Genomic DNA, 24,655 nt, shown 5'->3' with positions numbered 1-24,655 from the left:
GAAGGGTTTTGCGTAGTTCTGCCGAGCCTCCTGCTGTGCGTCACGGGCGCCGGCGCAGCGGCAGTGCAGGATCCGCCGCAGCGGCACTGCTTACGCCAGTGCAGGGAGCGCTGCTCAGAGGCGCCGGCGCTCCCCCGCTGTCAGATCGGTGAGGTACATCGCCTGCAGCGCCAGATGGATCGCCAACCGCCGCCGGGCATCGGTCATGAAGGGCCCGAGGATGCGCTCGAGCTTGCTGATCCGGTAGCGCAGCGAGTTGTAGTGGAAGTGCATCTCGCGGGCGGTCTCGGCGACGTTGAGGTTCTTGTCCAGCAGCACCCGCAGGGTCTCGCGCAGGTCAGCCGCGGAGGCGGTCCGGTCAGCGAGCGATCCAAGGGTGTCGGAGATGAAGGCGTGCAGCTCCTCCTCATCGTCGATGAGGGAGAGCAGCCGGAAGACACCGAGGGCGTCGAAGTGGCTGATCGCCTGCTCGCCGTAGAGCCTGCGGCCGACGTCGACGGCCTTGCGGGCCTCCTGATAGGCGACCGGCAGACCGTGGAGGTCCGCTGCGGTGCGGCTGATGCCGGTGGAGAAGGTCAGACGCCCGCCGCCTCCGACGCCGTGCACATTGCCGACCCAGCGTTCGACGCGGGCGATGGTGCGCTCAGCCGCTTCGCCGGAGGCGACGCCTGCGATGACGGTGACCTCATCCCCTGCCCCGACGACCACCGCCTCGGCGTCGTCCTGGCCGACCGCCGAGGTCCAGGCACGGGCGAAGCGCTCCTGCAGGGACTGCTTCTCCATCGTCTCGACCGGCTCGCCGGGATCGTCGTATTCGGCGACGACAACCACGAGTTCCCGATCGAGGTCCCAACCCAGCGAGGTCGCGTGCGAGAGGATCCGGTCGGCTGACACGATCCGCCCGCGCAGCACATCGTGGACGAAATCGGCCTTGTACTTGCTCTCGACAGCCGAGACCGCGTGCATCTTCGTGAGCACGAGGGCGGCGGCCGCCGAGGCCTGGTCGACGACGTGCTGCTGGCTGGGGCTCATCGGATGGTCGGTGAAGAGGACGAGGCGGCCGAGGTCGCGGGCACCGCCGCGGATCCGCACGGCCAGGCTGTAGAGGCCGCTCGTCCGCTGCACCTCGCCGACCGGGGTCTGCTCGACGTGGAAGCGGCCGGAGACGTCGAAGCAGCTGAGCTGCTGGAGTCGGGTCAGCGGCAGCTGTCCGGCGGCCTCGGTGACCCGACCGTCCATCGTCGTGACGACGATAGTGCCGTTGACATGGCTGGCGATGCGGCTGCAGACCTCGTCGAGCTCACCGCCGGTGACGACGATGGTGACGAGTTCGTGGAGGACCTCTTCGGCCTGCTGCAGGTCCTGTTCGCGCCGGGCGAGCACGGTGCCGAGCACCTCGTGGATGATCTCGTCGAAGCCGGCTCCGTCGGGCAGCAGCAGGACCGGCAGGCCCACCTCATCGGCCGTGCTCAGCACCTCACGGGGGATCTCGTCGAGATAGCGGCCGGATTTGACCCCGACACCTGCCAGATCGCGTTCGGCGAACTGACGCACAAGATCGCAGAAGTCGATCTGCGAATCCTGCAGCGGGTATCCGGTGGTGATGAGCAGCTCCTGGGCGCGCACCCACGGCAGGATGTCGGGGACTTCCATGACGTTGACCCGCGAGACGATGCGCTCGAGTCCCTCGGTGCCGGCCAGCACACGGGTTCCGGTGAGGGAGGGCAGTCCGAGGACATCGCGGACGGTGACATCAGCACCGCTGACTGGCAGATTCTGCCGAGTGAGAGATTCATGATTATCGGCATTTGCCATGTCCCCCACCCTAGCAGTGAACCCTACGCTGGTGAGATGTACGTCTCATCCGCGGACACGGCAGTCGTGCCAGCGGCGCTGTCGCCCGTGACGCCGCCGCTGGCCGCCGCTGAGCGTGCATGGACCGTCGCCGGGATCCACGCTGCCGGGCTCTATCTCACCGCACCGGCAGGGTCGCGCATCCGCGTCGTTCCGGTCATCGGAACGGGCGCCTATGATCTGCCGACGGCTGTGCGCACCCGTGTTCCCGCCGCTGTCTTCACCGCCGGCCTGCGGATCGGCGATCGGGTCGCAGCCGCACCTGACCGGCTGCTGCTGCCGGCAGCTGAGCTGCGCATCATGCGCATGTGGCGGCCCCAGCGCATCAGCCCAGCGCCTACTCCCCCACCCACACTGGGCACAGCGGCCGCGCCGGGGGCTGCGGCCGCACTGGGCACGGCAGGCGCGGATCTGCCCGCAGCACTTGCCGCACTGCAGCCGGGCATCGCCGATGCCGCATCCAGCGCTGAGCAGATCGTGCGCACGGCACTTACCGGCAGCCGCGACTCGGAGACCGGCACAGGCCCTCGCAGCGCAGCCCTTGCCGAGCAGATCGCGGCACTCATCGGCCGCGGCCCCGGCCTCACACCCTCTGGCGATGATGTGCTCTGCGGGATCGCGCTGGCGCTGCGCTGGAGATCAGCCTGGGACACCCTCGACCGGTTCCGCACCGCACTGACACCGCAGCTGAGCTCGACGACGGCGATCTCCGCCTCCTTGCTGGAGACGGCCCTCGACGGCTGGTGCACCACGCCGGTGGCGAAGGCGCTGAGCGCCGCGCAGAGCGGCGACAGCGCAGCCTTCGCCCAGCACCTCGGTGGGATCGGGCACACCTCCGGCCACGACCTCGGCGCCGGTGTGCTCGCCGCGTGCCGCGTCCTCACGCAACCCTCACCTCAGCCCGCCGGCGGATCGCCGGACCGAACAGAAGGAGAAGTCCATGCTCTCTCACGTTGATATCCGATCCGGTGTCTACTTCGACTCCGTCAGCCTCATGCAGGTCTCGGCCCGGGTGAAGGAGGTCGACGGGGTCACCGACGCGCTCATCGGGATGGGCACCGAGCTCAACCTCGACCTCATGCGCAGCCTCGACTTCGACATCGACCCGGCGGTGACGCCCAACGACCTCGTCATCGCGCTGCGGTGCGCAGACGATGCGGTGCTCGAACAGGCGGTGGCCGAGCTCGATGTGCAGCTGGCGGCCCTGCGCTCAACCGGCGGCGGGCTCACGGCCAGTGAGGAGAGCCCGGCCCTGACCCTGGGTTCGGCGGCGCGGCGGACCGAGGCGAGTCTCGCGGTCATCTCCGTGCCCGGTGAGCATGCGACGACAGAGGCGCTCGATGCGATCGCCTCGGGCTGCTCCGTCATGCTGTTCTCCGACAATGTGCCGGTCGAATCCGAGGTGCTGCTCAAGGATGCCGCTGCCGCTGCCGATGTCATCGTCATGGGTCCTGACTGCGGCACCGCGGTCGTGTCCCAGGCTGCGCTCGGCTTTGCGAACCGGGTGCGGCCCGGCCGCTTCGGCATCGTCGCAGCCTCCGGCACCGGCGCGCAGCAGGTCATGACGCTGCTGAGCGCTGCCGGCGAGGGCGTCAGCCATGTGCTGGGCACCGGCGGCCGGGATATGAGCGCCGCTGTCGGCGGCCGCTCGACGAAGCAGGCGCTGCGGGCGCTCGCGGCGGATCCGGCCACTGAGCACATCATCATCGTCTCGAAGCCGGCCGATGCCGATGTCGTCGATGAGGTTGCGGCACTGGCCGGGGAGCTCGGCGTCGGGGTGTCATGGGCGGTGCTCGGGCCGGGACGCCCGGACCTCACGGCCGCAGTCGAGGCGGCCCTGCACGCGGTCGGCGGTGCGGCACCGGCGTGGCCGTCGTGGCTGCCGGAGGCCGCTGCGGCTGGCTTCCCTGCTGCTGAGAACCCTGCAGCTGAGAAACCTGCTGCGGCCGGCGGCGGGGAGCTGCGCGGCTACTTCTGCGGCGGCACCCTGGCCGATGAGGCGATGCTCATCGCCTCCGACGTGCTCGGCCCGGTGCCCTCGAACATCCCGCTGGCCGGTGCTGAGCAGCTCAGCGGCGGCAGCGTGCCGGAGACCGGGTCGTTCGTCATCGATTTCGGTGATGACGAGATGACCGCCGGGCGCGCCCATCCGATGATCGACCCGAGCCTGCGCCTCGCTGCCCTTGCCCGCACCGGTGCGAACGCCGACGTCGTGCTGCTCGACCTTGTGCTCGGCTATGGCGCGCATGCTGCGCCGGTCGAACCGCTGGCCGAGGTGATCGGCCAGGTGCGTGCGCAGGCGCAGGAGGAGCACGGCCGCCAGCTGCCGGTCGTCGTCTCCCTCGTCGGCACCGAAGACGATCATCAGGGCCTCGCTGCCGCTGTCGCGGCGCTCACCGCTGCCGGCGCCGAGGTGTTCGCCTCGAATGCTGCCGCGACGCGCCGAGCCCTGGCCCACCTCGGGCACGGCGACGGCTCTGCCGGCAACGCCGCCGAGGCGAGTGCCGCTGCCGAGGCGGACGCTCCGGCAGACGCGACCACCGCCTCGGGCACGGCCGCTCAGCCGGACGCCGCCTCAGGTGCCGTTTCGGATGCTGCCGGTGATGCGCCGCTGCGCGGTCTGCTGGAGGCCGAGCCGGTCGTCGTGACGACCGGGCTGTCGCTGTTCGCCCAGGAGCTGCAGGCGCAGGCGGTCGCCGTCACCGAGGTCGACTGGCGGCCCGCGCTCGGCAGCGCAGCCGCGGTGCAGGCGGTCATGGCCGATCCGCGCCGGGCCGCAGCCAACCGCACAGCGATCGAGCGGATGCTCGCCGCAGGTGCCGAGCTCATCGCCGTCCGCCCGGCCCGCGAGTGCCTGGGCCTGGCTGACACCGAGTTCCTCCACGCCGGTCCCCCGCTGGCCTGGGAGGACGCCTCGGGACCGATGCGCGGCGCCCTGGCCGGGGCGGTCGTGTTCGAAGGTCTCGTCGACACCCTTGAGGAGGCCGAGGAGGGCCTGGCCGCCGGGCGCTTCACCTTCGCGCCGTGCCACAGCCGGGAGGCCGTCGGGCCGATGGCCGGTGTCGTGAGCCCATCAATGTGGATGATGGAGCTGCACGACCCGGTGCACGGCAACCGCGCCTACTGCTCCCTCAACGAAGGGCTCGGCAAGGTGCTGCGCTACGGCGCCAACGGCGAGGAGGTGCTCACGCGGCTGCGCTGGATGCGCGATGTGCTCGGTCCCGTCCTGGCTGAGGCGCTGGAGAGCAGCGGTCCGCTCGACACGAAGGCCTATGTCTCGCAGATGCTGCAGTCCGGTGATGAGGGCCACAACCGCAACCGCACCGGCACGCTGCTGTTCCTGCGCGACCTCATGCCGCATCTCTTCGCGCAGGACCGGCCGCAAGAGGACCTCGCCGAGGTGGTGCGCTTTCTCGGCGCCAATGACTACTTCGCCCTCAACATCGTCATGCCCACCTGCAAGCTCGCCTGCGCGGCTGCGAAGAACGTCCCCGGCTCCTCACTCGTCGTGACGATGGCGCGCAACGGCACCGAGTTCGGCATCCAGCTCTCCGGCACCGGGGATGCGTGGTTCACCGGGCCGGCGCAGATGCCCGAGGGCCTGTTCCTCGGCTCCTTCGGGCCGGAGGATGCGAACCCGGACATCGGCGATTCGGCGATCACGGAGACCGCAGGAATCGGCGGCTTCGCGATGGCCGCGGCGCCGGCGATCGTCCGGCTCGTCGGCGCCGATGTCGCCTTCGCGCTCGAGACGACGCAGAAGATGTATGAGATCACCCTCGGTGAGCATCCTGCCCACCAGATCCCGATCCTCGAGTTCCGCGGTGTGCCCACCGGCATCGACGCCGCAGCTGTGGTCCGGACCGGAGTGCTGCCGCAGATCAACACCGGCATGGCCGGCCGCATCGCCGGTGTCGGGCAGGTGGGCGCCGGCCTCGTGAATCCACCCGAGGAGGCGTTCGTGACGGCGATGGCGGCCCTCGCCGAGGCGGCAGAGCGCCGGTGAGCACGGGCTGAGCGGCCGGCTGAGCCTTGGGGTCGGCCGGCCGCTCAGGAATGGATCGGGCCGGTGGTGTCGCGCAGCCGGGCACCGCTGGCCTGCCACCGCTCCCGGGTGATCTCAGCGAGGATCGAGATCGCGGTCGTCTCCGGGGTGCGAGCGCCGAGGTCGAGGCCGATGGGCGCATAGAGCCGGTCGATGAGCTCGTCTGACACGCCGGCTTCGCGCAGCGCTGCGATGCGCCGATCATTCGTGCGCCGGCTGCCCATCGCCCCGACATAAGCCGCCGGGCAGCCGAGGGCGACCTGCAGCAGCGGCACATCGAACTTCAGGTCATGGGTGAGCACGGCGATCGCGGTGCTCTCCTCGATTCGGCCGGCATCGAGCTCGGCCTGCAGATAGCGGTGCGGCCAGGACACGACGACCTCATCGGCTTCCGGGAAGCGGGCCCGGGTGGCGAAGACGGGCCGGGCATCGCAGACGGTGACGTGGTAGCCGACGAGCTTCGCTGCCGCCGCGAGCGCGCGGGCATAGTCGATGGCCCCGAAGATGAGCATCCTAGGTTTGCGGGAGAAGGCGCTGATGAGCACCGCGGTGTCGCTGTCGAGGCGTTCGCCGTGCTCGCCGTACTCCCGGATCTGCGTGGTCCCGGCGGCCAGCAGTCCGATGGCGCTGTCGACGACGGAGTGATCGAGCTGCCCGTCGCCGAGCGAGCCGGTCACGGTCGGGGCAGCCGCCTCGGGCGCGGTGATCGCCAGCCAGCGGCCGGCCGGTGGGGTGAGCACGTACTCCATTCCGCGCGGCTCGCCGAGCTCCTCGGTGGCGAGCGGAATCCGGAGGAGCAGAGCCGTCGGCTCATCGCGGAGGATCTGCTGGCACGCCGCCGCCAGCGGCTCGGTGTCGGCCGGGTCGGTCGGATCGACGCGGCGGATGAGGACATCGAGCCGGCCGCCGCAGGCCAGGCCGACGGCGAAGGCCTCGTCATCGGAGACGCCGTAGCGGCCCAGCCGCGGCTGGCCGTCGTCGATGGTGAGCTGGGCGGCGGCGTGCACGGCCCCTTCGACACATCCGCCGGACAGCGACCCGATGGCCCGTCCCGAGGCGGTGACCGCCATTGCGGTCCCGGCCGGGCGGGGTGCCGAGGACCACGTGCGGATGATCGTGCACACAGCGAAGGGTTCGGCGCCGCTGAGCAGGTCGAAGATCTCGGAGGCGATATCGCGCATGCCGCTCACCCCGCGACGGCTGCGGCGAGCCGGAAGTAGTCGGCGATGGTGGTGCCGGGCAGCAGCGCGTCGACATGCGGGCTGATGGCGCGGATGCCGCGGATCTCGGGCTGCCAGCCGGTGCGCCCGGAGCGCGGATTCACCCACAGGAACCGCTGGCACAGGCGGCTGGCACGGCCTGCCGCTGCGGTGAGTTCGTCGGTGCCGCCGTCCTCCCAACCGTCGGACATGACGATGAGGACCGCCCCGCGCAGCCTGCCGGCGTGCCGGTTGATCAGCTGCTGGAGGGTCTCACCGAGCCGGGTGCCGCCGCCGAGGTCGGGGATCTGTCCGCTGCGGGCACCGGCGCGGATGGTGCGCACGTCTGCGGTGATATCGGTCAGTTCGGTGCCGGCAGTGAAGACGCTGACATGGCGGCCTGATTCAGCTGCCGCCGCGGCGAAGGCCAGCTGCGTGGTGTGGAAGGGCTGCATGCTGGCGGAGACGTCGAGGACGAGGATGATCCGACGGGGCACCGCGCGGCGCTCCTGGCCCGGCAGGCTCGTGATCTCGCCGGTGGTGAGCAGCTCCCGCAGCGCCTGCCGCAGGTGCAGGCGCTCAGCGCGCCCGCGGCGGTAGCGCGGCCGGCACCGCTGCGGCGGGTGCAGGCGCAGCCGGGAGAGCTGGGCGCGGGCGTCGGCTGCCTGCGTGTCGAGCAGCTCGGCGATATCGGTCTCGCGCAGCACCGCGGCCTTGGATGCGGCTGCGGCCTGCGGATCCGGGTCGCCGGCATCGGCATCGTCGTCACCGGGCAGCGCATCGGGCACCTCCATCTCGACGTCGATGTCCGGTGGCGGCGCGGCGGCCGGGCGGCGCGAGAAGAACCGCTCGAAGTGGAGCGGGAAGTCCGCCCACTGCTCAGCGGTGGTGCACCAGGCGGCGCGGGTGACGGCGTAGACGTGGCGCCGCTCGATCGTGCCGAGGGCGGACAGCCCGGCCACCGCGGTGTGCAGCCGGCCCGGATCGGCGGGATATCCGTGGCGGGCGAGGCTGCGGGCGAAGTCGGTGAGCACTGCGGTCATCGTCATGACGGTCTCCGCGGTGGTGCCCCGCCGATGATCGGCCCGTGGGTGCGCACCTGTTCGGCGTCCTCGGCGTCCTTGATGAGCGCCCCGAGGGTCGCCTCGGCAGTCGCGGCGTCGAGTTCGACGGCGCCGAGTGCCATGAGCGAGCGCAGCCAGTCGATCGCCTCGGCGGTGCCCGGCGGCCGGTTGAGGGCCATCTGCCGGACCGCGCGCACATAGTCGCCGGTCGCCGTCACGAGCGCCGCATCCGCCTCGGGCACGTGGAGGGCGAGGATCTGGTGTTCGGCTTCGCGGTCGGGGAAGTCGAACCAGTGGTAGAGGCAGCGGCGCCGCAGCGCATCGTGGATCTCGCGGGTGCGGTTGGAGGTGATGACGACGAGCGGCGGTTGGGCGGTCTCGATGCGGCCGAGTTCGGGGATCGAGACCGCCCATTCGGACAGCACTTCGAGCAGGAGTGCTTCGAACTCGTCATCGGCTCGGTCGATCTCGTCGATGAGCAGCACCGCCCGCTGCCCCTCGGCCGAGGCGGTGAGCGCGGCGAGGATCGGGCGGGTGAGCAGGAAGCGCTCGGAGTACAGCTGCGCTTCGAGCTCCCCGGCTTCTGCGGTCTCGGCGGCGCGGGCGGCCTCGAGGGCGCGCAGGTAGAGGATCTGCGAGCGGAAGTCCCAGTCGTAGAGCGCCTGCGCGGCGTCGATGCCCTCATAGCACTGCAGCCGGAACAGCTGCCCGCCGTGGACTGCTGCCAGGGCGTAGGCGAGTGCGGTCTTGCCGACTCCGGGCGGGCCTTCGCACAGCAGCGGCCGGTCGAGCTGCGCGGAGATCCACGCGATCGTCGCCAGCGCATCATCGGCCCGGTAGCCGTGGTCCATGAGCGCATCCTTGAGCTGCTGCCAGTTCTTAGGCACCGTCATCGCCCCACCTCCGCTGCGTACCCTGTGCCCACGTCGTCTGGCAGGCGCAGGCCGGCGGCCTGCAGCTGCTCGGGGGTGTCGACATCAGCTCCGGTGCACAGGTGGCTGCAGTCGACTTCCCGCACCGCGCCCGAGGCGAAGAGCGCCTTAGCACCGGCATCCCCCGTGGCCGTGGCGATGACCTGCGGCCAGTGTGCGGCACCGATGACGACGGGGTGGCCGGGCCGGGCGCCGAACACCGCCCGCACGAGGCTCGTCTCCACGCCGGACTCGCGGGCAGCGTCGATGACCGCCGCGATCGCCTCTGCCGTAATGTCGGGGACGTCGGCGAGCAGGATGACGGCCGCGCGGATCCGCTCGGCGGCAGGCGCTTCAGCCTCCGCACCGGCAGGCACGTCAGCCTCCGCACCGTCAGCCACCGCGGCCAGCGCCTGCAGGCCCGCCCGCAGCGAGGCCGACAGGCCGTCCTGCCAGTCCGGGGCGTGGGTGGCCCGGGCCCCTGCCGGCACTCCGGCGGCGACCGCCTCGGCGGCGGCACCGGTGACGACGACGGTCTCCGCCAGGCCCGCGGCAGCCAGCTGCCCGCACAGCGCAGCGACTACCGGCTGCCCGGCGGCCGTGCACAGCAGGCCCTTGGGCGCACCGAGGCGCGTTCCGGCCCCGGCGGCGAGCACGATGCCGGCGATGTCGCTGTTGGGTGCGGGCCTCACGGTTCCTCCTTGGACCAGGGTGCGTCCAGTCTAGGAGCTGGCCGGTGTCGAGGCGGTGGCTGGCGTGACCCGCGTGCCGGTCGTCCCGGCGATCGCCGCCGGCATCGAGGCGAGCGCGGTGATGATGCCGACGCCGCGGCCGGAGGCGGCGAAGTCGACGACCGCTTCGACTTTCGGGCCCATCGACCCGGAGGCGAAGTGACCGGCCGCGGCGAGCTGCTGCATCTGCTCGACGCTGATCTCGCCGATCGGCTGTTCGTCTGCGGTGCCGTAGCCGATGATCGCGTGCTCGACATCGGTGGCGATGACGAGCCGGTCGACGCCGAGGTCGGCCGCCAGCCGGGCCGCCGACAGATCTTTGTCGATGACGGCTTCGATGCCGTTCCAGCCCGGCCCATCAGCGACCACGGGAATGCCGCCTCCGCCGGCGGCGACGACGACCCAGCCGGCATCGACGAGGGCGGCGATCGTCGGGGTCTCCAGGATCTCCAGCGGCCGCGGCGAGGGCACGACGCGCCGCCAGCCGCGGGCGCCGAAGTCCTTCCACACCTGCCCGTGCCGGCTCATCTGCTCGGCATGGGCGGCATCCCGGTAGGTGCCGATCGGCTTGACCGGGTCGGCGAAGGCCGGGTCGGCGCCGTCGACCCGCGTGCGGGTGATGACGGCGGCGACCTGGCGCTCCATGCCGCGGACGGTGAGCTCCTGTTCGAGCCGGTTGACGATCGTGAACCCGATCGTGCCCTGCGTCTGCGCGCCGCACCAGTCGAGTGAGACCGGCGGCAGCTCAGCGGCAGCGAGCTCGTTCTTGCGCAGGATGTTGCCGACCTGCGGGCCGTTGCCGTGGGTGATGATGACCTCGTGGCCCGCGGCGAGCAGATCGGCGATGTGGCCGCAGGCCTCCGCGATCGCCGCCCGCTGGTCGTCCGGAGAGGACGAGCCGTCGGGGGCGGTCATCGCGTTGCCGCCGAGGGCGATGAGCACACGCATGCTCAGAGCCAGTCGACGTCGGGGGCGCTGCTGCCGTCGCCGGCCAGACGCGCGTACCCGGGACCGCGGTCGAAGAACGGCTCATCGCCGGTGCGGGCTTCGCGCATCTGCTGGCGCAGCTGCTCAGACGCCGCCGTGTCGACGGTGACCTCACCGTCGTCGACGGTGGCGATGACGCCGTAGTCGGTGCGGGCGCCTTCGACGCTCACCTTGCCCCAGCGCAGATCGCGTTCGACCTCGTCGAGGGGCCGGTCGAGCGGGTCGCCCCAGCCGCCGCCGCCGGTGGTGCGGATGCGGATCGTCTCCCCTGCCCGCACCGGCTCGGCATCGGCGAGCGCTTCGATCTCGCGCTCATTCGGGCCGCCGGGGTCGATGGTGACCTGGAACGGCCGGCCGGCCTTGCCGCCCTTGACACCCCAGCACGCGAGGATCGACCGGTCGGCGATCGACATGAAGTTCGCGTCCTTGAGCATGTGGATGTGCTTCTCGTAGCCCAGCCCGCCGCGGTAGCGTCCCGCTCCGCCGGAGTCGACGGCCAGCCCGAGGCGCTCGACCCGGAACGGGAACCGCGATTCGGTGAACTCGGTGGGCAGGTTGCGGGAGTCGGGCACGACGTGGATGGTGTCCTCGCCGTCGGCGTAGTAGCGGCCGCCCGAGCCGCCGCCGAGCACCTCGCGCATGAGGTAGTCGTTGCCGTCGCGGTCCTTGCCGTAGACGCCGGTGTAGCGGATCGTCTCCTGGTCTGCCGGCATCTTCCCATCGACAGCCTTGGCGACGACCCCGGCGAGCACGCCGAGGAGACGGAGGATGACGAAGGTGCGCGCATTCGTCGGGCCCGGGTAGATGGGCGTCAGCAGGGTGCCCTTCTCGGGGAACCGCATCTCGATGAGCGGGACGATGCCCTCATTGACATCGAGTTCGCCCATCCGCTCCGGGGAGTCGGCGAGATTGCGCAGGATCGGGGCGAGCCACTTCTTGAGGAAGTTGCCGCCGACGTAGTCGCCGCAGTGGTTGATCGGCCCGGCCGCCTGGGCGGCGGTGCCGGTGAAGTCGAGGATGAGCCGCGGGCCATCGCCCGGCCCACCCGTCGAGGTCTTCGTCAGGGTGATCCGCTGGGTGTGCAGCTTCGGATCCTCGACGCCGTCGTGTTCGGCGTAGTCCTCCCACACGTACTGGCCGTCGGGGATCTTCGAGAGGATCTCGCGGCGGTACAGCTCAGTGGTGTTGTCGAGGATCGTGTCGAAGGCCGCTTCGATGGTGTCGCGGCCGTAGCGGGAGAAGAGCTCCCCGAGGCGGCGCGCGCCCATGAGGCAGGCCGAGCATTCGGCGTCGAGGTCGGCGGCCAGCGAATCGGGCATGCGCGAGTTGCGGGTCATGATGCGCAGTGCGGCCCGGTTGGGTTCGCCGCGGGACCACAGCTTGATCGGCGGGACGGCGAGTCCCTCTTCGTGCACGCTCGTCGCACCCGAGGGCATCGAGCCGGGGCAGGCACCGCCGATGTCGTCATGGTGGCCGAAGGCCTGCACGAAGCACACCACCTCACCGTCGTGGAAGACCGGCACGGTGACGCACAGATCGGGCAGGTGGCCGATGCCGCCTTCGGATTCGTAGACGTCGTTGTGGAAGAAGACATCGCCTTCCTCCATCGTGTCGAGCGGGAAGTCGCGCACGATCGGGTGGACGAGTGCGGAGTAGGACCGGCCGGTGAGCTTGCGCAGCTGCCGGTCATGGATGCCGGCGCGGAAGTCGTGGGCGTCGCGGATCATCGGCGAGCGCGAGGTCCGCGAGATCGCGGTCTCGACCTCCATCTCCACGCTGGCGAGGGTGCCTTCGACGATCTCGACGATGATCGGATCGACGGTGGTGCCCTCCGGGGTGAGGCGTCCGCCGTGCTCATAGGGCCGGGGCAGACCGGCCGGGTTGATCGGCTCGGCGGCGATGTAGGCTGCGAGCTGCTCACCGGTCAGCGGAGTGGTCGAGAGCATCGAGCCGGAATCAGTGGGGGTTGTCGTCATGTCTGGTCTCCTTCTGGTTTCGGCGCGGGCTCAGGACTGATCGGCGGATGAGCTACGGGTGATGACGAGGTTGCCAGCGTCATCGACGCGAACGGTGAAGCCGGGATGCACGGGCACGGTCGAACCGAACTCCTCAATGATCGCCGGGCCTGAGATGACGTCGCCGGAGAGCAGCTCGGGACGCCAGTAGACATCGGCGGTGACATAGCCGGCATCGGCGTCGAAGCACACCTGGCGCTGGCTGGCCAGTGCGCGCTCGGCCAGCGGCGCGGCTGCCGATGCCGCGCCGAGCTTGGCAAGCTCCGGACGCTGGATCGGGCCGATGCCCGAGACCCGCAGGTTGACCCATTCGACGAACTGGTCGCCATCGCCCTTGAAGTCATAGCCGTAGAGGCGGCGGTGCTCAGTGTGGAAGGCGTCGGTGACCGCATCGGCCCACTCCCGGGTGATCTCCCCGGCCGGTGCCGGCACGCGGACCTCGAAGGCCTGCCCGAAGTAGCGCAGATCAGCCGACCGGTCGTAGCGGTGGTCTGCGGCGGCGAATCCTTCGGCGTTGAGGGCGGCTGCCGCACGCTCCTGCAGCGCGGTGAAGACGCTGTCGATGGTGCCGAGGTCGAGTCCTTCGTCCTTGGCGACATGGGTCTGGACGTAGTCGTTCTTGACGTCGACGGTCAGCAGCCCGAACGCCGAGACATTGCCGGGGTTGAGCGGGACGATGACGCCTGCGAGGTCGAGGATGTCGACGAGGCGGCAGGCGAGCAGCGAACCGGAGCCGCCGAAGGAGGCGAGCATGAAGTCGCGGACATCGAGGCCGCGCTTGACGGAGATCTGGCGCAGCGCATTCGCCTGGTTCCAGGCGGAGATCTCCAGGATGCCGGTCGCGCACTTCACGACGCTGAGCCCGAGGCGGCCGGCGAGCTCTTCGATGCCGGCGCGGGCGGCCTCGACGTCGAGTGGGATCTCGCCGCCGAGGAGGTGGGGCGGGATGCGTCCGAGCAGCAGGTGGGCGTCCGTGATGGTCGGTTCGGTGCCGCCCTGGCCGTAGCAGATCGGTCCCGGATCGGCGCCGGCCGACTGCGGGCCGACCTTGAGCTGGCCCTCTTCGGTCGTCCAGGCGATCGAACCGCCGCCGGCTCCGACGGTCACCACGTCGATCATCGGGATCTTCGACGGGTAGACGCCCACCGATCCCTCGGTCGTGAGCGCCGGTTCGCCGTCGATGATGACGGTGACGTCGGTGGAGGTGCCGCCGCCGTCACAGGTGAGCACCTTGGAGAAGCCTGCCTCCTTGGCGATGAGGCCGGCGCCGAGCGCACCTGCGGCTGGTCCGGAGAGCACCGTGGTGATCGGCTGGTGGACGACCTCGTCGGCGGAGAGCACACCGCCGTTGGACTTCATGATGTAGAACGGAATCGGCTCGCGGTCGCCGTGTTCGGCGCCGGTGAACTGGTCGAGGCGCTCATGGATGTTGGCGACATAGCGCGAGACCTTCGGCTTGACCGAGGCGTCGACGAGCGTCGTCATCGAGCGCTCGTACTCGCGGTACTCACGCAGCACCTCGGAGCTGAGCGAGACGACCGCCTCGGGGTGGACCTCGGTGAGGATCTCCCGCATCCGCTGCTCGTGGACCGGGTTGGCGTAGGCGTGCAGGAAGTTGACGCCGAGGACGTTGATGCCGGCGTCGCGGAACCATGCGGCGACGGCCCGGGCGCCGGCCTCGTCGAAGGGGCGGACCTCATTGCCTTCGAAGTCGAGGCGGCCGCCGACGGTCTTGACCCGGTCGGCGGTGACGATGCGGTCGGGCTTGACCCAGAAGTAGGAGTTTCCGTAGCCGTCGGGCACAGCCTGCCGGGCGATCTCCAGGACGAACTCATAGCCCTCGGTGGTGATGAAGCCCATCTTCTCCAGCTTGCCCTCCAGCAGCTGATTGGTCGCCACCGTGGTGCCGTGGGAGACGGCGACAACATCGCTGCCGTTGGCGCCGAGTTCGCCGAGGACCTTCTCGATGCCGTTGATGAAGCCATCGGCCGGGTTGGACGGGGTCGACGGAGTCTTTGTCGTCGTCAGCGTGCCGGTCTCCTCGTTGAAGGCGACGACGTCGGTGAAGGTGCCGCCGGTATCGATCCCGATGCGGATCCGTGCGCTGCCTTGAGTCATTCTCACCCCTGCTTCTCGTGTGCCGACGCATCCGTGCGTCTGGCAGAACTTCACTGCTATGAACAAGCATGCGCGCCGGCTTCTCCGATTCACTCGGCAGACAGTGACAAAAAGTGATCTGCGTCATTGGCAGGATTCAGGATGCCCGGGCGCACCCGGCCTCCCGCGCCTGGGAGCGGTGAATCCGTTAGGTTGAAGGCGTGCACTCTTTCGACCTCGACACCATCGCCGCCGGACTGCCGGCTGCTGCGCTCATCCCGCAGCTGCACGAGCTGCATTCCGGGGCGGACGGCAGTGCACTTGATGGTGCCTCCGGCGGCCTGCGGGCGGTCATCACCGCACCGCCGGGCACCGGCAAGACGACGGTCGTGCCGCCGGCACTCGCCTCGCTGCTGCCGGCCGGCAGGATCATCGTCACCCAGCCGCGCCGCATGGCAGCCCGGGCCGCCGCCCGCCGGCTCGCGCAGCTGAGCGGCGCTCGCCTCGGCGAGGCGGTCGGCTATACGGTCCGCGGGGATGCGCAGGTCTCTCGGTCGACCCGCATCGAGTTCGTCACCACCGGTGTGCTGCTGCGCCGGATGCTTGCCGACCCGGGCCTCGACGGCGTCACCGCGATCGTCCTCGATGAGGTGCATGAACGCCACCTCGACTCCGATCTCGTTGCAGCCCTCGCCGTCGATGCCGCCGGATTGCGCGCGGACCTGACGCTGGCGGCGATGTCCGCGACCCTCGAAGCCGAGCGCTGGGCTGAGCTCATCGGCGGCCCGATCCTCGACGTCGCAGCAGCGCTGCACCCGGTTGAGATCCGCTGCCGGCCCGGCCCCGGCCGGCCCACCGATGCGCGCGGAGTCACCGGCGATTTCCTCAGCCATATGGCAGACCTCGTCGCATCCGCGCTCGCCACCGAGACCACCGGCGATGCGCTCGTCTTCATGCCGGCGATCCGCGATGTCGAGGCCCTGGCCGCACAGCTGCGCGGCCGCATCGAGGCCGATGTCCGCGTGCTCACCGGCTCCACCCCGGCCAGGGAGCAGGATGCGATCCTCACCCCGCGGGCGGACGCGGACACCACCCGCCGGGTCGTCGTGGCCACCTCGGTCGCGGAATCAGCGCTGACGGTGCCCGGCGTGCGGATCGTCGTCGACTCCTGCCTGGCCCGGGTGCCGCACTTCGACACCGGCCGCGGATTCGCGGGCCTGGCCACCGTGCGCGCTTCGAAGGCCGCCTGCACCCAGCGGGCCGGACGCGCCGGCCGCCTCGGGCCCGGTCTGGCGATCCGCGCGCTGAGCGAAGCCGACTACGCCGCGCTGCCAGCCCATACCCCGCCGGAGATCCGCACCGCCGATCTCACCTCCGCTGTCCTCGACCTGGCCTGCTGGGGCGCGCCGTTCGGTCGCGGCCTGAGACTGCCCGACCCGCTGCCGGAGCTTCCGGCGGCCCAGGCTGCTGAGACGCTGCGGCTGCTCGGCGCGCTCGACGACACCGGGGCCGCGACAGCCCGCGGCCGGCAGCTCGCCCGGATTCCCGCCGGCCCGCGCATGGCCCGCGGCCTGCTCGACGGCGCAGCATTCATCGGCACCACGGCCGCCGCCGAGGTGGTCGCCGCCTTGGCCTCGGATCTGCGCTGCCCGGGCGCCGACGTGGTTGCCGCCGTGAGGCAGCTGCGCCGCGCGGCCCCGCGCACCTACACCCGGGAGACCGCCCGGCTCACCCGGATCCTGGCCGAGACCACCGGAGAAGACACCGGCGAGGACACAGCCGTAGGCACCACCGCCTCGGGCCCGGTGCCGCTGGACGAGGCGGTGGCCACGGTCATCGCGCTGGCCTACCCGGACCGGATCGCCCGGTTGCGGCCCGGCAGCGAAGACGAGTACCTGCTCGCTTCCGGCACCGGCGCCACTCTGCCGCGCGAGGCCCAGATCCGCGGCCACGAATGGCTCGCCGTCGCCGAGGTGTCCCTCGCCGGCCAGCGCGCCCTCATCCGGGCTGCCGCTCCGCTCGACCGGGAGACTGCCGAGCTGCTGGCCGCCGACCTCTACGTCGCCCAGACGGTCACACGCTTCGACGGCCGGAAGCTCTCGGCCCGCCGCATCGAGCGCCTCGGGGCGATCGAACTGTCGGCCACTCCGGTGAAGGCAGACCCGGATGCCGGCGCCGAGGCGGTCGCTGCGTTCATCCGCGAGCGCGGGTTTCGCGAGGTGATCGGTGAGAATCCCGGGTTCGCGCAGTTGCGCGGCCGGCTCGGGCTGCTGCATGCCGTATTCGGCGCGCCCTGGCCCGATGTCCGGTTCGCTGCGCTCGAATCCGGGCTCGCGGAATGGTGCCATGGTGAGCTGACCCGGATGGCGGCCGGTGCCTCGGCGACGGGAATCGACTGGACGTCTGCGCTGCGCAGTCTGCTGCCGTGGCCAGAAGCCGGCCGGTTCGACGAGCTGGCCCCGGAACGCGTCGAGGTGCCCAGCGGCTCCACGGTGCGGCTGCGGTATCCGGCCCCAGAGGACCACGGTGACCGCGACGCGGACCCTGCCGGCGCCGAGATCGCCGCCCCGGTGCTGGCGGTCAAGCTGCAGGAGTGCTTCGGCTGGCAGGCGAGCCCGGTCATCTGCGATGGACGGGTGCCGGTGCTCATGCACCTGCTCTCCCCTGCCGGCCGGCCGCTGGCGGTCACCGCCGACCTCGCCTCATTTTGGCAGCAGGGCTACCCGGGCGTGCGGGCAGAGAACCGCGGCCGCTACATCAAGCATCCATGGCCAGAGGATCCGCTCACCGCCCCACCTGCCCGCGGCACCAAGCGCTCTGGCCGCTGAGCAGGCTTATCGCAAATGAGGGTGTAGTGCAGGTCTGAATCCACCGGCTTCGAGCAGTGATCTGGCTGTGTAGATGGTCGGGTTCCGGAGGCCGAGGGCTGAGCCGGGGAGGTGTACGAGGCGTCCGTTGATTGCTTCGGTGGGGCCGTTGGATGTGCCGGGACGGTCGAAGTAGGCCAGCGCGTCAGGGGTGCGACGTTTCAGGGTGCGGCCGAGCTTACGGATCTCTGTCAGCGCGGTGGGGACACCTGTGGTGACGTCGTCGATCAGCTTCTGCATCAGTGTCTTTCCCGCCGCCCGGTCGGGGTGCCGGTAGGCAATGATCATCCGCTGGTAGATGCCCCAGGTCGCTTCGACCTCGACGCGCTGTTCGTTCGTGAACAGGCGCAGCAGGTGTTCGCGTTGCCGGTCGACGAGGAGTGCTTCGCCGGTGTGCAGGGTGCGGCGGGCGCCGTAGGGCCGGTCACTGGAACGGCCTCGACGTCCGAACGTGTCGCGTTGGACGCGGCGTCGGCAGTCGTCGAGCGCGTGGCCGGCGAGCTCGACGACATGGAATGGGTGCATCACCGCGACCGCTGTTGGGATCTCTTCTGCGGCGGCGGTCTTGAAGCCGGTGAATCCGTCCACCGCGACCACTTCGAGACCATCCCGCCAGTTCGCGGAGCATTCGGCCAGCTAGGGCGTGTCTGGCAAAGTTTACGGTTGGTTTCTGAAACTCTTGAGTCATGTCTCGATTCCAGCTACTCACTGATGACCAATGGGCTCTCATCGCTGACTACCTGCCAGCGCCAACAGGCAAGCGCGGACGCCCCTTCTCCGATCCCAGGCAGATGATCGAAGGCATCATCTACCGCTACCGCACCGGCATCGCCTGGCGCGACCTGCCCGAGACCTTCGGCAAATGGCAGACCGTATGGACCTGGCACCGCCGCTTAGCCTCTGACGGCACCTGGGATGCCATCCACCAGGCGCTGACAGACTTTGCGGCGAAGAATGACAAGGTCGACTTCACCGTCTCAGTCGACTCCACGATCGCTCGTGCTCACCAGCACGCAACGAACATCAGCCGCGTAAAAAAGGGACTCGTCGAATTACAAGGATCTGCTGACCGAGTCGCCTGACCACACCTTCGGCCGCTCTCGTGGTGGCTTGTCGACAAAGACTCATCAGCTCGTCGATGGCCACGGACTGCCGTTAGTCACGATCTGCACTGCCGGCCAGGACGGCGACAACCCTATGCTCGCTCCTCTACTGGAGAACCTGAAAGTCGGTCGACGCACCCGCCCAGATGCGCTCCTCGGTGACAAAGCCTACTCATCGAAAGCGAATCGGGCTCTTCACAGATGAGGGTGTAGTTCGGTTCTGAATCCTCCGGTGTCTAGGAGGGCACGGGTGATGTAGTGGGCGAGGTTGCGCAAGCCCAGCGCGGTCCCGCGGAGGTGTTCGAGTCGAGCGTTGATCGCCTCGGTGGGGCCGTTGCTGGTGCCGGGGTGGTCGAAGTAGGCCAGCACATCGAGGGCTCGTCGTTTCAGTGTCCGGCCGAGGGTGATGAGTTCCTTGAGCTGTGTGGGCACGCCGTCGGTGAGGTCGTCGATCACTGCTTGCAGTTCTGTCTTCCCGGCAGCGCGGTCGGGGTGGCGGTAGGCGGCGACGATGCGCTGGTAGATACCCCAGGTCGCCTCGACCTCGACGTGCTCATCACTGGCGAACACGGCCCTCAGGCGCGTGATCTGCTTGTCGATGAGCAGGTTCGCGCCCGTGTGCAGCACGCGCCGGATCCCGTAGAGCGAGTCCCCGGACCGCCCACGATGGCCGAGGGTGGCCTGCTGGAGGCGTTGGCGGCATTGATCGACCTTCTCGCCGGCCAGGGCGACGACGTGGAAGGGATCCATCACCGCTGTTGCCTCGGGCAGCTCCTCGGCGGTCGCGGTCTTGTAACCGGAGAATCCGTCCATCGCGACGACCTCGACTCCGTCACGGAACTCTGCGGTCTAAGCATCGAGCCAGGCCTTGAAAACCTCCTTCGATCGTCCCGGGACCATGTCCAGCAGTCTAGAGGTGCCGGTGCCGTCGCGGATCAGGGTCAGGTCGATGATGACGGTGACGTACTTGCTGCCCCGGCAGGTGTGGGACCACGCGTGTTCGTCTACACCGATCACGCCGACCCCGGTCGAACCGGGTGGAATCGTTGATCAACAGCTTTTGGCCGGCGGCCAGGATCGCGTCGTTCGCGGTGTTCCAGGCGACCACGAAGGCCGGCAGCGACCCGCGCAACGGACAAGCGATCGATGACCACGCCCTTAAGCGCCCACAGTGCCGCGTGCCAGGAGAGCACGGCGCGAGGCTCTCCCGGCGGCCAAGGTGTCCTGCCGCCACACGCGGCGACAGTCCGGGCAACGGTAGCGGCGCACTCTGACCTGCAAAATCGTAGGCCTCCAGCCAAGCGGGACGTGGGCGAGGCGGCGGATGACAGTTCCTCGGCAGACGCCCTGCTAACCGCACTGGTAGCACCAGTTGTCAGGATCGAGCACACGGCATTCAAGAATCGAGCAGTCAGCGTCAATCGACTGTCCAGTCGCGGTCAGGCCAAGCCGGTCGAGCTGACAAAACGAATCAAGACCAGGCGCAGTGAAGATAGCGTTAGGCACGTCGAGGTCCTCCAGATGGTGAGCATAAGAACTTCCATCACCGGAAGACCTCGATGTCTATCCCCGAACCGACGCGCCCACACCGCCATCGACCGCTACACCCTCACCTGTGAAGAGCCGGGAAACGTTTCCCGGGGAAAACTATTTGAGGCACGACCCCTAGCTACGCGGGGACTTTCTATGAGTCTCGTCGCCGCCTTGACAGCATGTGCATTCACATAGTATAAACCAAAGGGTTAAGCCGCACCCAGAGATCAGGATGTGAACGCTGTGAATCGGAGAATCACTCGAGCTTCTGCAATTTTGCTGGCTGGGGTCATAGCTCTAGCGCCTGCCGGCGCAGCGCGGTCACTAACTGTCGATTCGACGACTAATGCTCACGCAGCGGCAAAAGGAGCAGCAGCGGACGGCAAGCTAGAGGATCGGGAGGGCACGCTCACCGACGAGCCTTTAGTCGCTGTCGACGCCTCAGAGACTCACTCTGACGCAGGGGTCTATACCGGGGAAGCACCAGGTGTCGGAGAAGCGGCGCGGCGCCCCACCCGCATAGATTGCAAGATCGGTCAGGATAGCCCTCACATCTCACAGACTGCGAAGAACGGTTACACCGTGAATACTCACTTGCGCGGAAAATGTCCGTCAAGCGTTGTAACCAATACGGTCACAGGATCCACATATCGGTCAGCTTGGTTCGGGTGGGTTCACCAGAAGTCTGGCACGGGAAGCGGGAGTAGAATGCATAAAAAGCTCAACCTCGCCTTCCGGTGCCACAAAAATAAAACCTACAACTATCGAACCCAAGGTCGATATTACAGCACTTTCTCAAATGGTTATAGGGGCCTAACCTACCGCACGACGTCTAAGTCAAAGCTGAAGTGCACCTACCGTTGATTCGCTTCACCGCTGGCGCGACGTCGAAACGGGCCCCTACTGCAATAGCTTTATGTCTCACAGTCCTCACCCTTGCCGCCTGCACCGAGCAACAGGATAGCAACATCGATAAAGCACCCGCTCCGGAAGCAGCCGCCCCAGAGGAGACTGCCCACTTCATCGCGGAGCATGACCTCCCTCTCTTGAGCGACTCGCAAATCCTTCCTTCCTTAGTGGATGCCCGAGGAGTGAGCGCACTTCCAGTACACGCAAGCTGGCCCGGGATGAGCCCGACTCCGGAACCGCCGCAGGCGCGGGAGTTCTGGCCCATCTTACTGACCCAGGATGACCTTCGCCTGGAATCAGGTTACCCAGCAGCAGAAGCGACCGCGCTCGTCTCGGACGAAGTTGGACCGAACGGTCTACCTTCAGAACAGGAGCAGCAGATATACTCATGCACCTTTATCGACGCAACAGATCCAGACCCGCATTCGAACGCTCAGTGTACGGTATCGAATGAGAAGGACGGCGTTGGGCTGGGCCTTCACCTTCACGACCCCTCTGATACTTTTGTGATAGTTCAGTTCGAGTGGTTCGCACGAAAGGATGCTTTCTCGGACGATGTTCAGCCCGTGTCTATCAGCTATGCCTTTCGGAGATCTTCAGATGACCTGTGATGATACGGAATGGCTGACGAGCCGAGAGCCTTTGCAAGTCGACGTGCTCGGCCTAACGTTGACCACACGAATACCAGATTTCGACAGTTGGTCAGCTGCGGCGATTCTCCATCCGTTTGAGGCCGCGAACGGCCAACCGCTCGAATGGCAGGAGGTTGACAAGTCTCGAGGTGCGGACGCAATCGAACTTTCAGCGGGACGGGATCGATTCTCACCTACTACTGGAGAACTGGATCAGACTCAAGCGACGATCCTCCTACAGATTCTGTGCCCCTCTCGGACTTCTGTGCATCTTGGCTTCAGCACGGATATCCTTGTTACTCCGTCCTCACCACATACCGGCATGCAGCGCAACACGGAAGGCCAGATCATCGCATCTGATCGACAGCTCGTGGTTGCCGGTGGTGAACGGTTCCTCATGCGCCAGTTCACTGGTACGGGTCTTGAGCTGATGGAGTCGCTGGGTACAACTCATGGTTGGATCGAATGGCCGAACTTGATGTGGGCAGATGAAAGGTCCTGGATGCTCGATTCGCATTGGGATGTGCCGTTCACCATCGTAGCCGCTGACGTGAAGACTATAGACCAGATCTCGTCGTGCCCGGGTCTCGACTCTTCAAGGGTCCGCTGAAGGTTCGGATGACTTCATGACTGGATCAACTCCAGAAAATGTTGAAGTCATGCCAGAGGTCGACACTGATGAGTTCAAACAGACAGCACTCTAGCTCAAACAGGGTCACGACACGTCGCGGGCGAAGGCGCCAGACCTGAAGCGAACTGCCCTTGTCCAGCCACGCTGCATTTCTGCACGTGCAGCGGCCCGCCGGGTTTGCGCAGCTGCGCGGCCGGCTCGGGCTGCTGCATGCCGTGTTCGGCTCGCCCTGGCCCGATGTCCGGTTCACCACGCTCGAATCCGGGCTCGCGGAATGGAGCCACGGTGAGCTGACCCGGATGGCGGCCGGTGCCTCGGCGACGGGAATCGACTGGACGAGCGCCCTGCGCAATCTGCTGCCGTGGCCGGAAGCCGGCCAGTTCGATGAGCTCGCCCCGGAACGCGTCGAGGTGCCCAGCGGCTCCACGGTGCGGCTGCGCTATCCGGCCCCGGAGGACCACGGTGACCGCGACGCGGACCCTGCCGGCGCCGAGATCGCCGCCCCGGTGCTGGCGGTCAAGCTGCAGGAGTGTTTCGGCTGGCAGGCGAGTCCGGTCATCTGCGATGGACGGGTGCCGGTGCTTATGCACCTGCTCTCCCCTGCCGGCCGGCCGCTGGCGGTCACCGCCGACCTTGCCTCATTTTGGCAGCAGGGCTACCCGGGCGTGCGCGCAGAGAACCGCGGCCGCTACATCAAGCATCCATGGCCAGAGGATCCGCTGACCGCCCCACCTGCCCGCGGCACCAAGCGCTCTGGCCACTGAGCAACTCGGATCGAGTCTATCGACTCAAGCAGCTGCGCCGCCGAGGGTCGGAACTGCTGTGGGATCACGGTCACCCACCCACGGTAGGTCGAACCCACATCGGTTCGGGGCAACTCATCACCGTTGTCAGCGCGGCTCTCAGTCGGTGCGGATCATATTCCAGGCCTGTTCGAATCGACCAGCGGCGAGGTCCGAGGCGCGGATCCAGACCTCCAGAGTTCCCGCGTCACCGAACCATCCCTCGAAATGAGTCCAACTCTCCACACTCAGCAGCAACATATACGAGTCCGCGTCACTGGTCAGCGGGCGAGCTTCGCGAAGGACCTCATGCGCATACTCGCGGCCCGGACCGCTATGGCCGTAGAGCCGAGAGACTGGGAACACTGGCCCCTTATTGACCTTTTCTTTCCCGTGCCGCCAGGCAGTGAACGCGGCGTTCATCTCCTCATGCACGAACTCGACCGTCGTGAACACCTGATCCTCGGCATCCACATACTCCATCGGGCTGGGTAGGCTGAACCCGGCAAGGAGCAGCACGGGCTGGCAGACCTCGTGCGGCACATCGAGATCAGCCGGTGCGTCAACGAAGGGCGGGAAGGTCTCACCGTCGAAAGGCACGTGCCTGACCAGCCACCCCTGGGTGCCGTCATCCTCGACATTGCCGTAGGTGCCCAGGTGGTGAAACACTTCGAGGTATCCGGTCGCAGGCAATCTGGGCCCCGGTTCAGGCCAGACGCCTCGTTCCTCATCGTCATCGGATTCGAGCATGTTCTGCGATTCGATCAACAGGATTGTTGCAATGTGCGCAAGCGGTTCACCGTCGTGGTTTCGGGGCCAGTCGGCCAGAGGCCCGAGTGCCGGGCCTCCCAGATAGGAGAGTTCGCCCAGCTCGTCCCGTTCTGCCAGCAATCGGTCTTTTCCGGGCTCGTACTGGTCGAGGAGGAGCTGGGAGTACTTCAGTTCGCTGGCAAGGAACCCTGCGTCGGTTTTCGGTGAGTTCAACCACTCCACGATCTGTTCCCGCGAGGCTGCGGTGACCGGAGTCCGGGGAAGCTTCTTCACGAGCGCCTCCAATAGTGTGAAACGGGGATCTTTCGGAGCATTCTGATGTTGTGAGTCATGACGTTGTAGTCACCGGTCGGGGATGAAGGAACGGGCCTTTGACTGCACGATGGGTGGTGTCAAAGCAACCATCCAGCAGAAAGAGAGGGGGTGTCTAATGGGTTGTGTATGGGGGCCTGTCTGAAAGGATTTGTAGATGAGTGAAATTCATGAGCGTTGTGAGCGGTTGTCTGGTGCTGATGTTGTTGCTG

14 protein-coding genes and 3 pseudogenes are annotated in these 24,655 nt (G+C 68.1%); 6 read left to right on the top strand and 11 right to left on the bottom strand.

The window, feature by feature from the left end:
* Positions 1 to 114 precede the first annotated feature (114 nt).
* On the bottom strand, positions 115 to 1,815 hold the full coding sequence (locus ACFFN1_RS06260; RefSeq protein WP_376839612.1) for a PucR family transcriptional regulator: 1,701 nt from the start codon (positions 1,813 to 1,815) through the stop codon (positions 115 to 117).
* 36 nt (positions 1,816 to 1,851) lie between these two features.
* On the opposite strand from ACFFN1_RS06260, the gene ACFFN1_RS06255 reads away from it, so the two are divergent.
* Entirely contained in the window at positions 1,852 to 2,811 is a 960-nt protein-coding gene (locus tag ACFFN1_RS06255) for an oxamate carbamoyltransferase subunit AllH family protein (protein ID WP_376839610.1), read from the top strand.
* A complete protein-coding gene (locus ACFFN1_RS06250) occupies positions 2,795 to 5,860 on the top strand; it encodes a bifunctional FdrA/YlbE family protein (RefSeq protein ID WP_376839609.1) in 3,066 nt (1,021 codons plus the stop codon). The genes ACFFN1_RS06255 and ACFFN1_RS06250 overlap by 17 nt, the downstream gene beginning before the upstream one ends.
* Before the next feature lie 44 nt (positions 5,861 to 5,904).
* Here ACFFN1_RS06250 and ACFFN1_RS06245 read toward each other — a convergent pair whose 3' ends face one another.
* The 7 genes from ACFFN1_RS06245 to ACFFN1_RS06215 are packed head-to-tail and all read right to left on the bottom strand — an operon-like array spanning position 5,905 to position 14,924.
* Positions 5,905 to 7,080 (bottom strand): XdhC family protein, encoded by a 1,176-nt coding sequence (locus ACFFN1_RS06245; RefSeq protein WP_376839607.1) that lies wholly within the window; start codon positions 7,078 to 7,080, stop codon positions 5,905 to 5,907.
* A gap of 5 nt (positions 7,081 to 7,085) precedes the next feature.
* Entirely contained in the window at positions 7,086 to 8,147 is a 1,062-nt protein-coding gene (locus ACFFN1_RS06240; protein ID WP_376839605.1) for a VWA domain-containing protein, read from the bottom strand.
* Positions 8,144 to 9,055, bottom strand: coding sequence for an AAA family ATPase (locus ACFFN1_RS06235; RefSeq protein ID WP_376839603.1), 912 nt, complete (start codon positions 9,053 to 9,055; stop codon positions 8,144 to 8,146). The genes ACFFN1_RS06240 and ACFFN1_RS06235 overlap by 4 nt, the downstream gene beginning before the upstream one ends.
* A complete protein-coding gene (locus tag ACFFN1_RS06230; RefSeq protein WP_376839601.1) occupies positions 9,052 to 9,765 on the bottom strand; it encodes a nucleotidyltransferase family protein in 714 nt (237 codons plus the stop codon). The genes ACFFN1_RS06235 and ACFFN1_RS06230 overlap by 4 nt, the downstream gene beginning before the upstream one ends.
* Positions 9,766 to 9,795: 30 nt before the next feature.
* Positions 9,796 to 10,752, bottom strand: a complete 957-nt coding sequence (locus tag ACFFN1_RS06225; RefSeq protein WP_376839599.1) for a carbamate kinase — start codon at positions 10,750 to 10,752, stop codon at positions 9,796 to 9,798.
* Positions 10,753 to 10,754: 2 nt separating this feature from the next.
* Positions 10,755 to 12,767, bottom strand: coding sequence for a hydantoinase B/oxoprolinase family protein (locus ACFFN1_RS06220; protein ID WP_376839598.1), 2,013 nt, complete (start codon positions 12,765 to 12,767; stop codon positions 10,755 to 10,757).
* A gap of 30 nt (positions 12,768 to 12,797) precedes the next feature.
* Positions 12,798 to 14,924, bottom strand: a complete 2,127-nt coding sequence (locus ACFFN1_RS06215) for a hydantoinase/oxoprolinase family protein (protein ID WP_376839596.1) — start codon at positions 14,922 to 14,924, stop codon at positions 12,798 to 12,800.
* A 200-nt stretch (positions 14,925 to 15,124) separates the two neighbouring features.
* Here ACFFN1_RS06215 and hrpB point away from each other — a divergent pair, with 200 nt between their 5' ends.
* A complete protein-coding gene (gene hrpB / locus ACFFN1_RS06210; RefSeq protein WP_376839594.1) occupies positions 15,125 to 17,731 on the top strand; it encodes an ATP-dependent helicase HrpB in 2,607 nt (868 codons plus the stop codon).
* A gap of 6 nt (positions 17,732 to 17,737) precedes the next feature.
* Here the strand turns inward: hrpB and ACFFN1_RS06205 are convergent.
* Positions 17,738 to 18,406: pseudogene (locus ACFFN1_RS06205) on the bottom strand (ISL3 family transposase); the annotation flags it as partial.
* Between the two features lie 50 nt (positions 18,407 to 18,456).
* Here ACFFN1_RS06205 and ACFFN1_RS06200 point away from each other — a divergent pair.
* Positions 18,457 to 19,066 (top strand): annotated as a pseudogene (locus ACFFN1_RS06200) (IS5 family transposase); the annotation flags it as partial.
* A gap of 2 nt (positions 19,067 to 19,068) precedes the next feature.
* On the opposite strand, the pseudogene ACFFN1_RS06195 reads toward ACFFN1_RS06200, so the two are convergent.
* Positions 19,069 to 20,379, bottom strand: a pseudogene (locus tag ACFFN1_RS06195) (ISL3 family transposase).
* Between the two features lie 1,536 nt (positions 20,380 to 21,915).
* Here ACFFN1_RS06195 and ACFFN1_RS06190 point away from each other — a divergent pair.
* Complete coding sequence (locus ACFFN1_RS06190) at positions 21,916 to 22,557, top strand: hypothetical protein (protein ID WP_376839593.1); 642 nt, start codon at positions 21,916 to 21,918, stop codon at positions 22,555 to 22,557.
* A gap of 179 nt (positions 22,558 to 22,736) precedes the next feature.
* Positions 22,737 to 23,342 (top strand): ATP-dependent helicase C-terminal domain-containing protein, encoded by a 606-nt coding sequence (locus ACFFN1_RS06185; protein WP_376839591.1) that lies wholly within the window; start codon positions 22,737 to 22,739, stop codon positions 23,340 to 23,342.
* 138 nt (positions 23,343 to 23,480) lie between these two features.
* Here the strand turns inward: ACFFN1_RS06185 and ACFFN1_RS06180 are convergent, their stop codons facing one another.
* Positions 23,481 to 24,404, bottom strand: coding sequence for a DUF1963 domain-containing protein (locus ACFFN1_RS06180; RefSeq protein WP_376839589.1), 924 nt, complete (start codon positions 24,402 to 24,404; stop codon positions 23,481 to 23,483).
* Positions 24,405 to 24,655 lie beyond the last annotated feature (251 nt).

This window comes from Brevibacterium otitidis (genome assembly GCF_042429315.1).
GTDB lineage: Bacteria > Actinomycetota > Actinomycetes > Actinomycetales > Brevibacteriaceae > Brevibacterium > Brevibacterium otitidis.
Note: the sequence above shows the minus strand (reverse complement) of the source record. Positions and strands in the feature narration are given on the sequence as shown.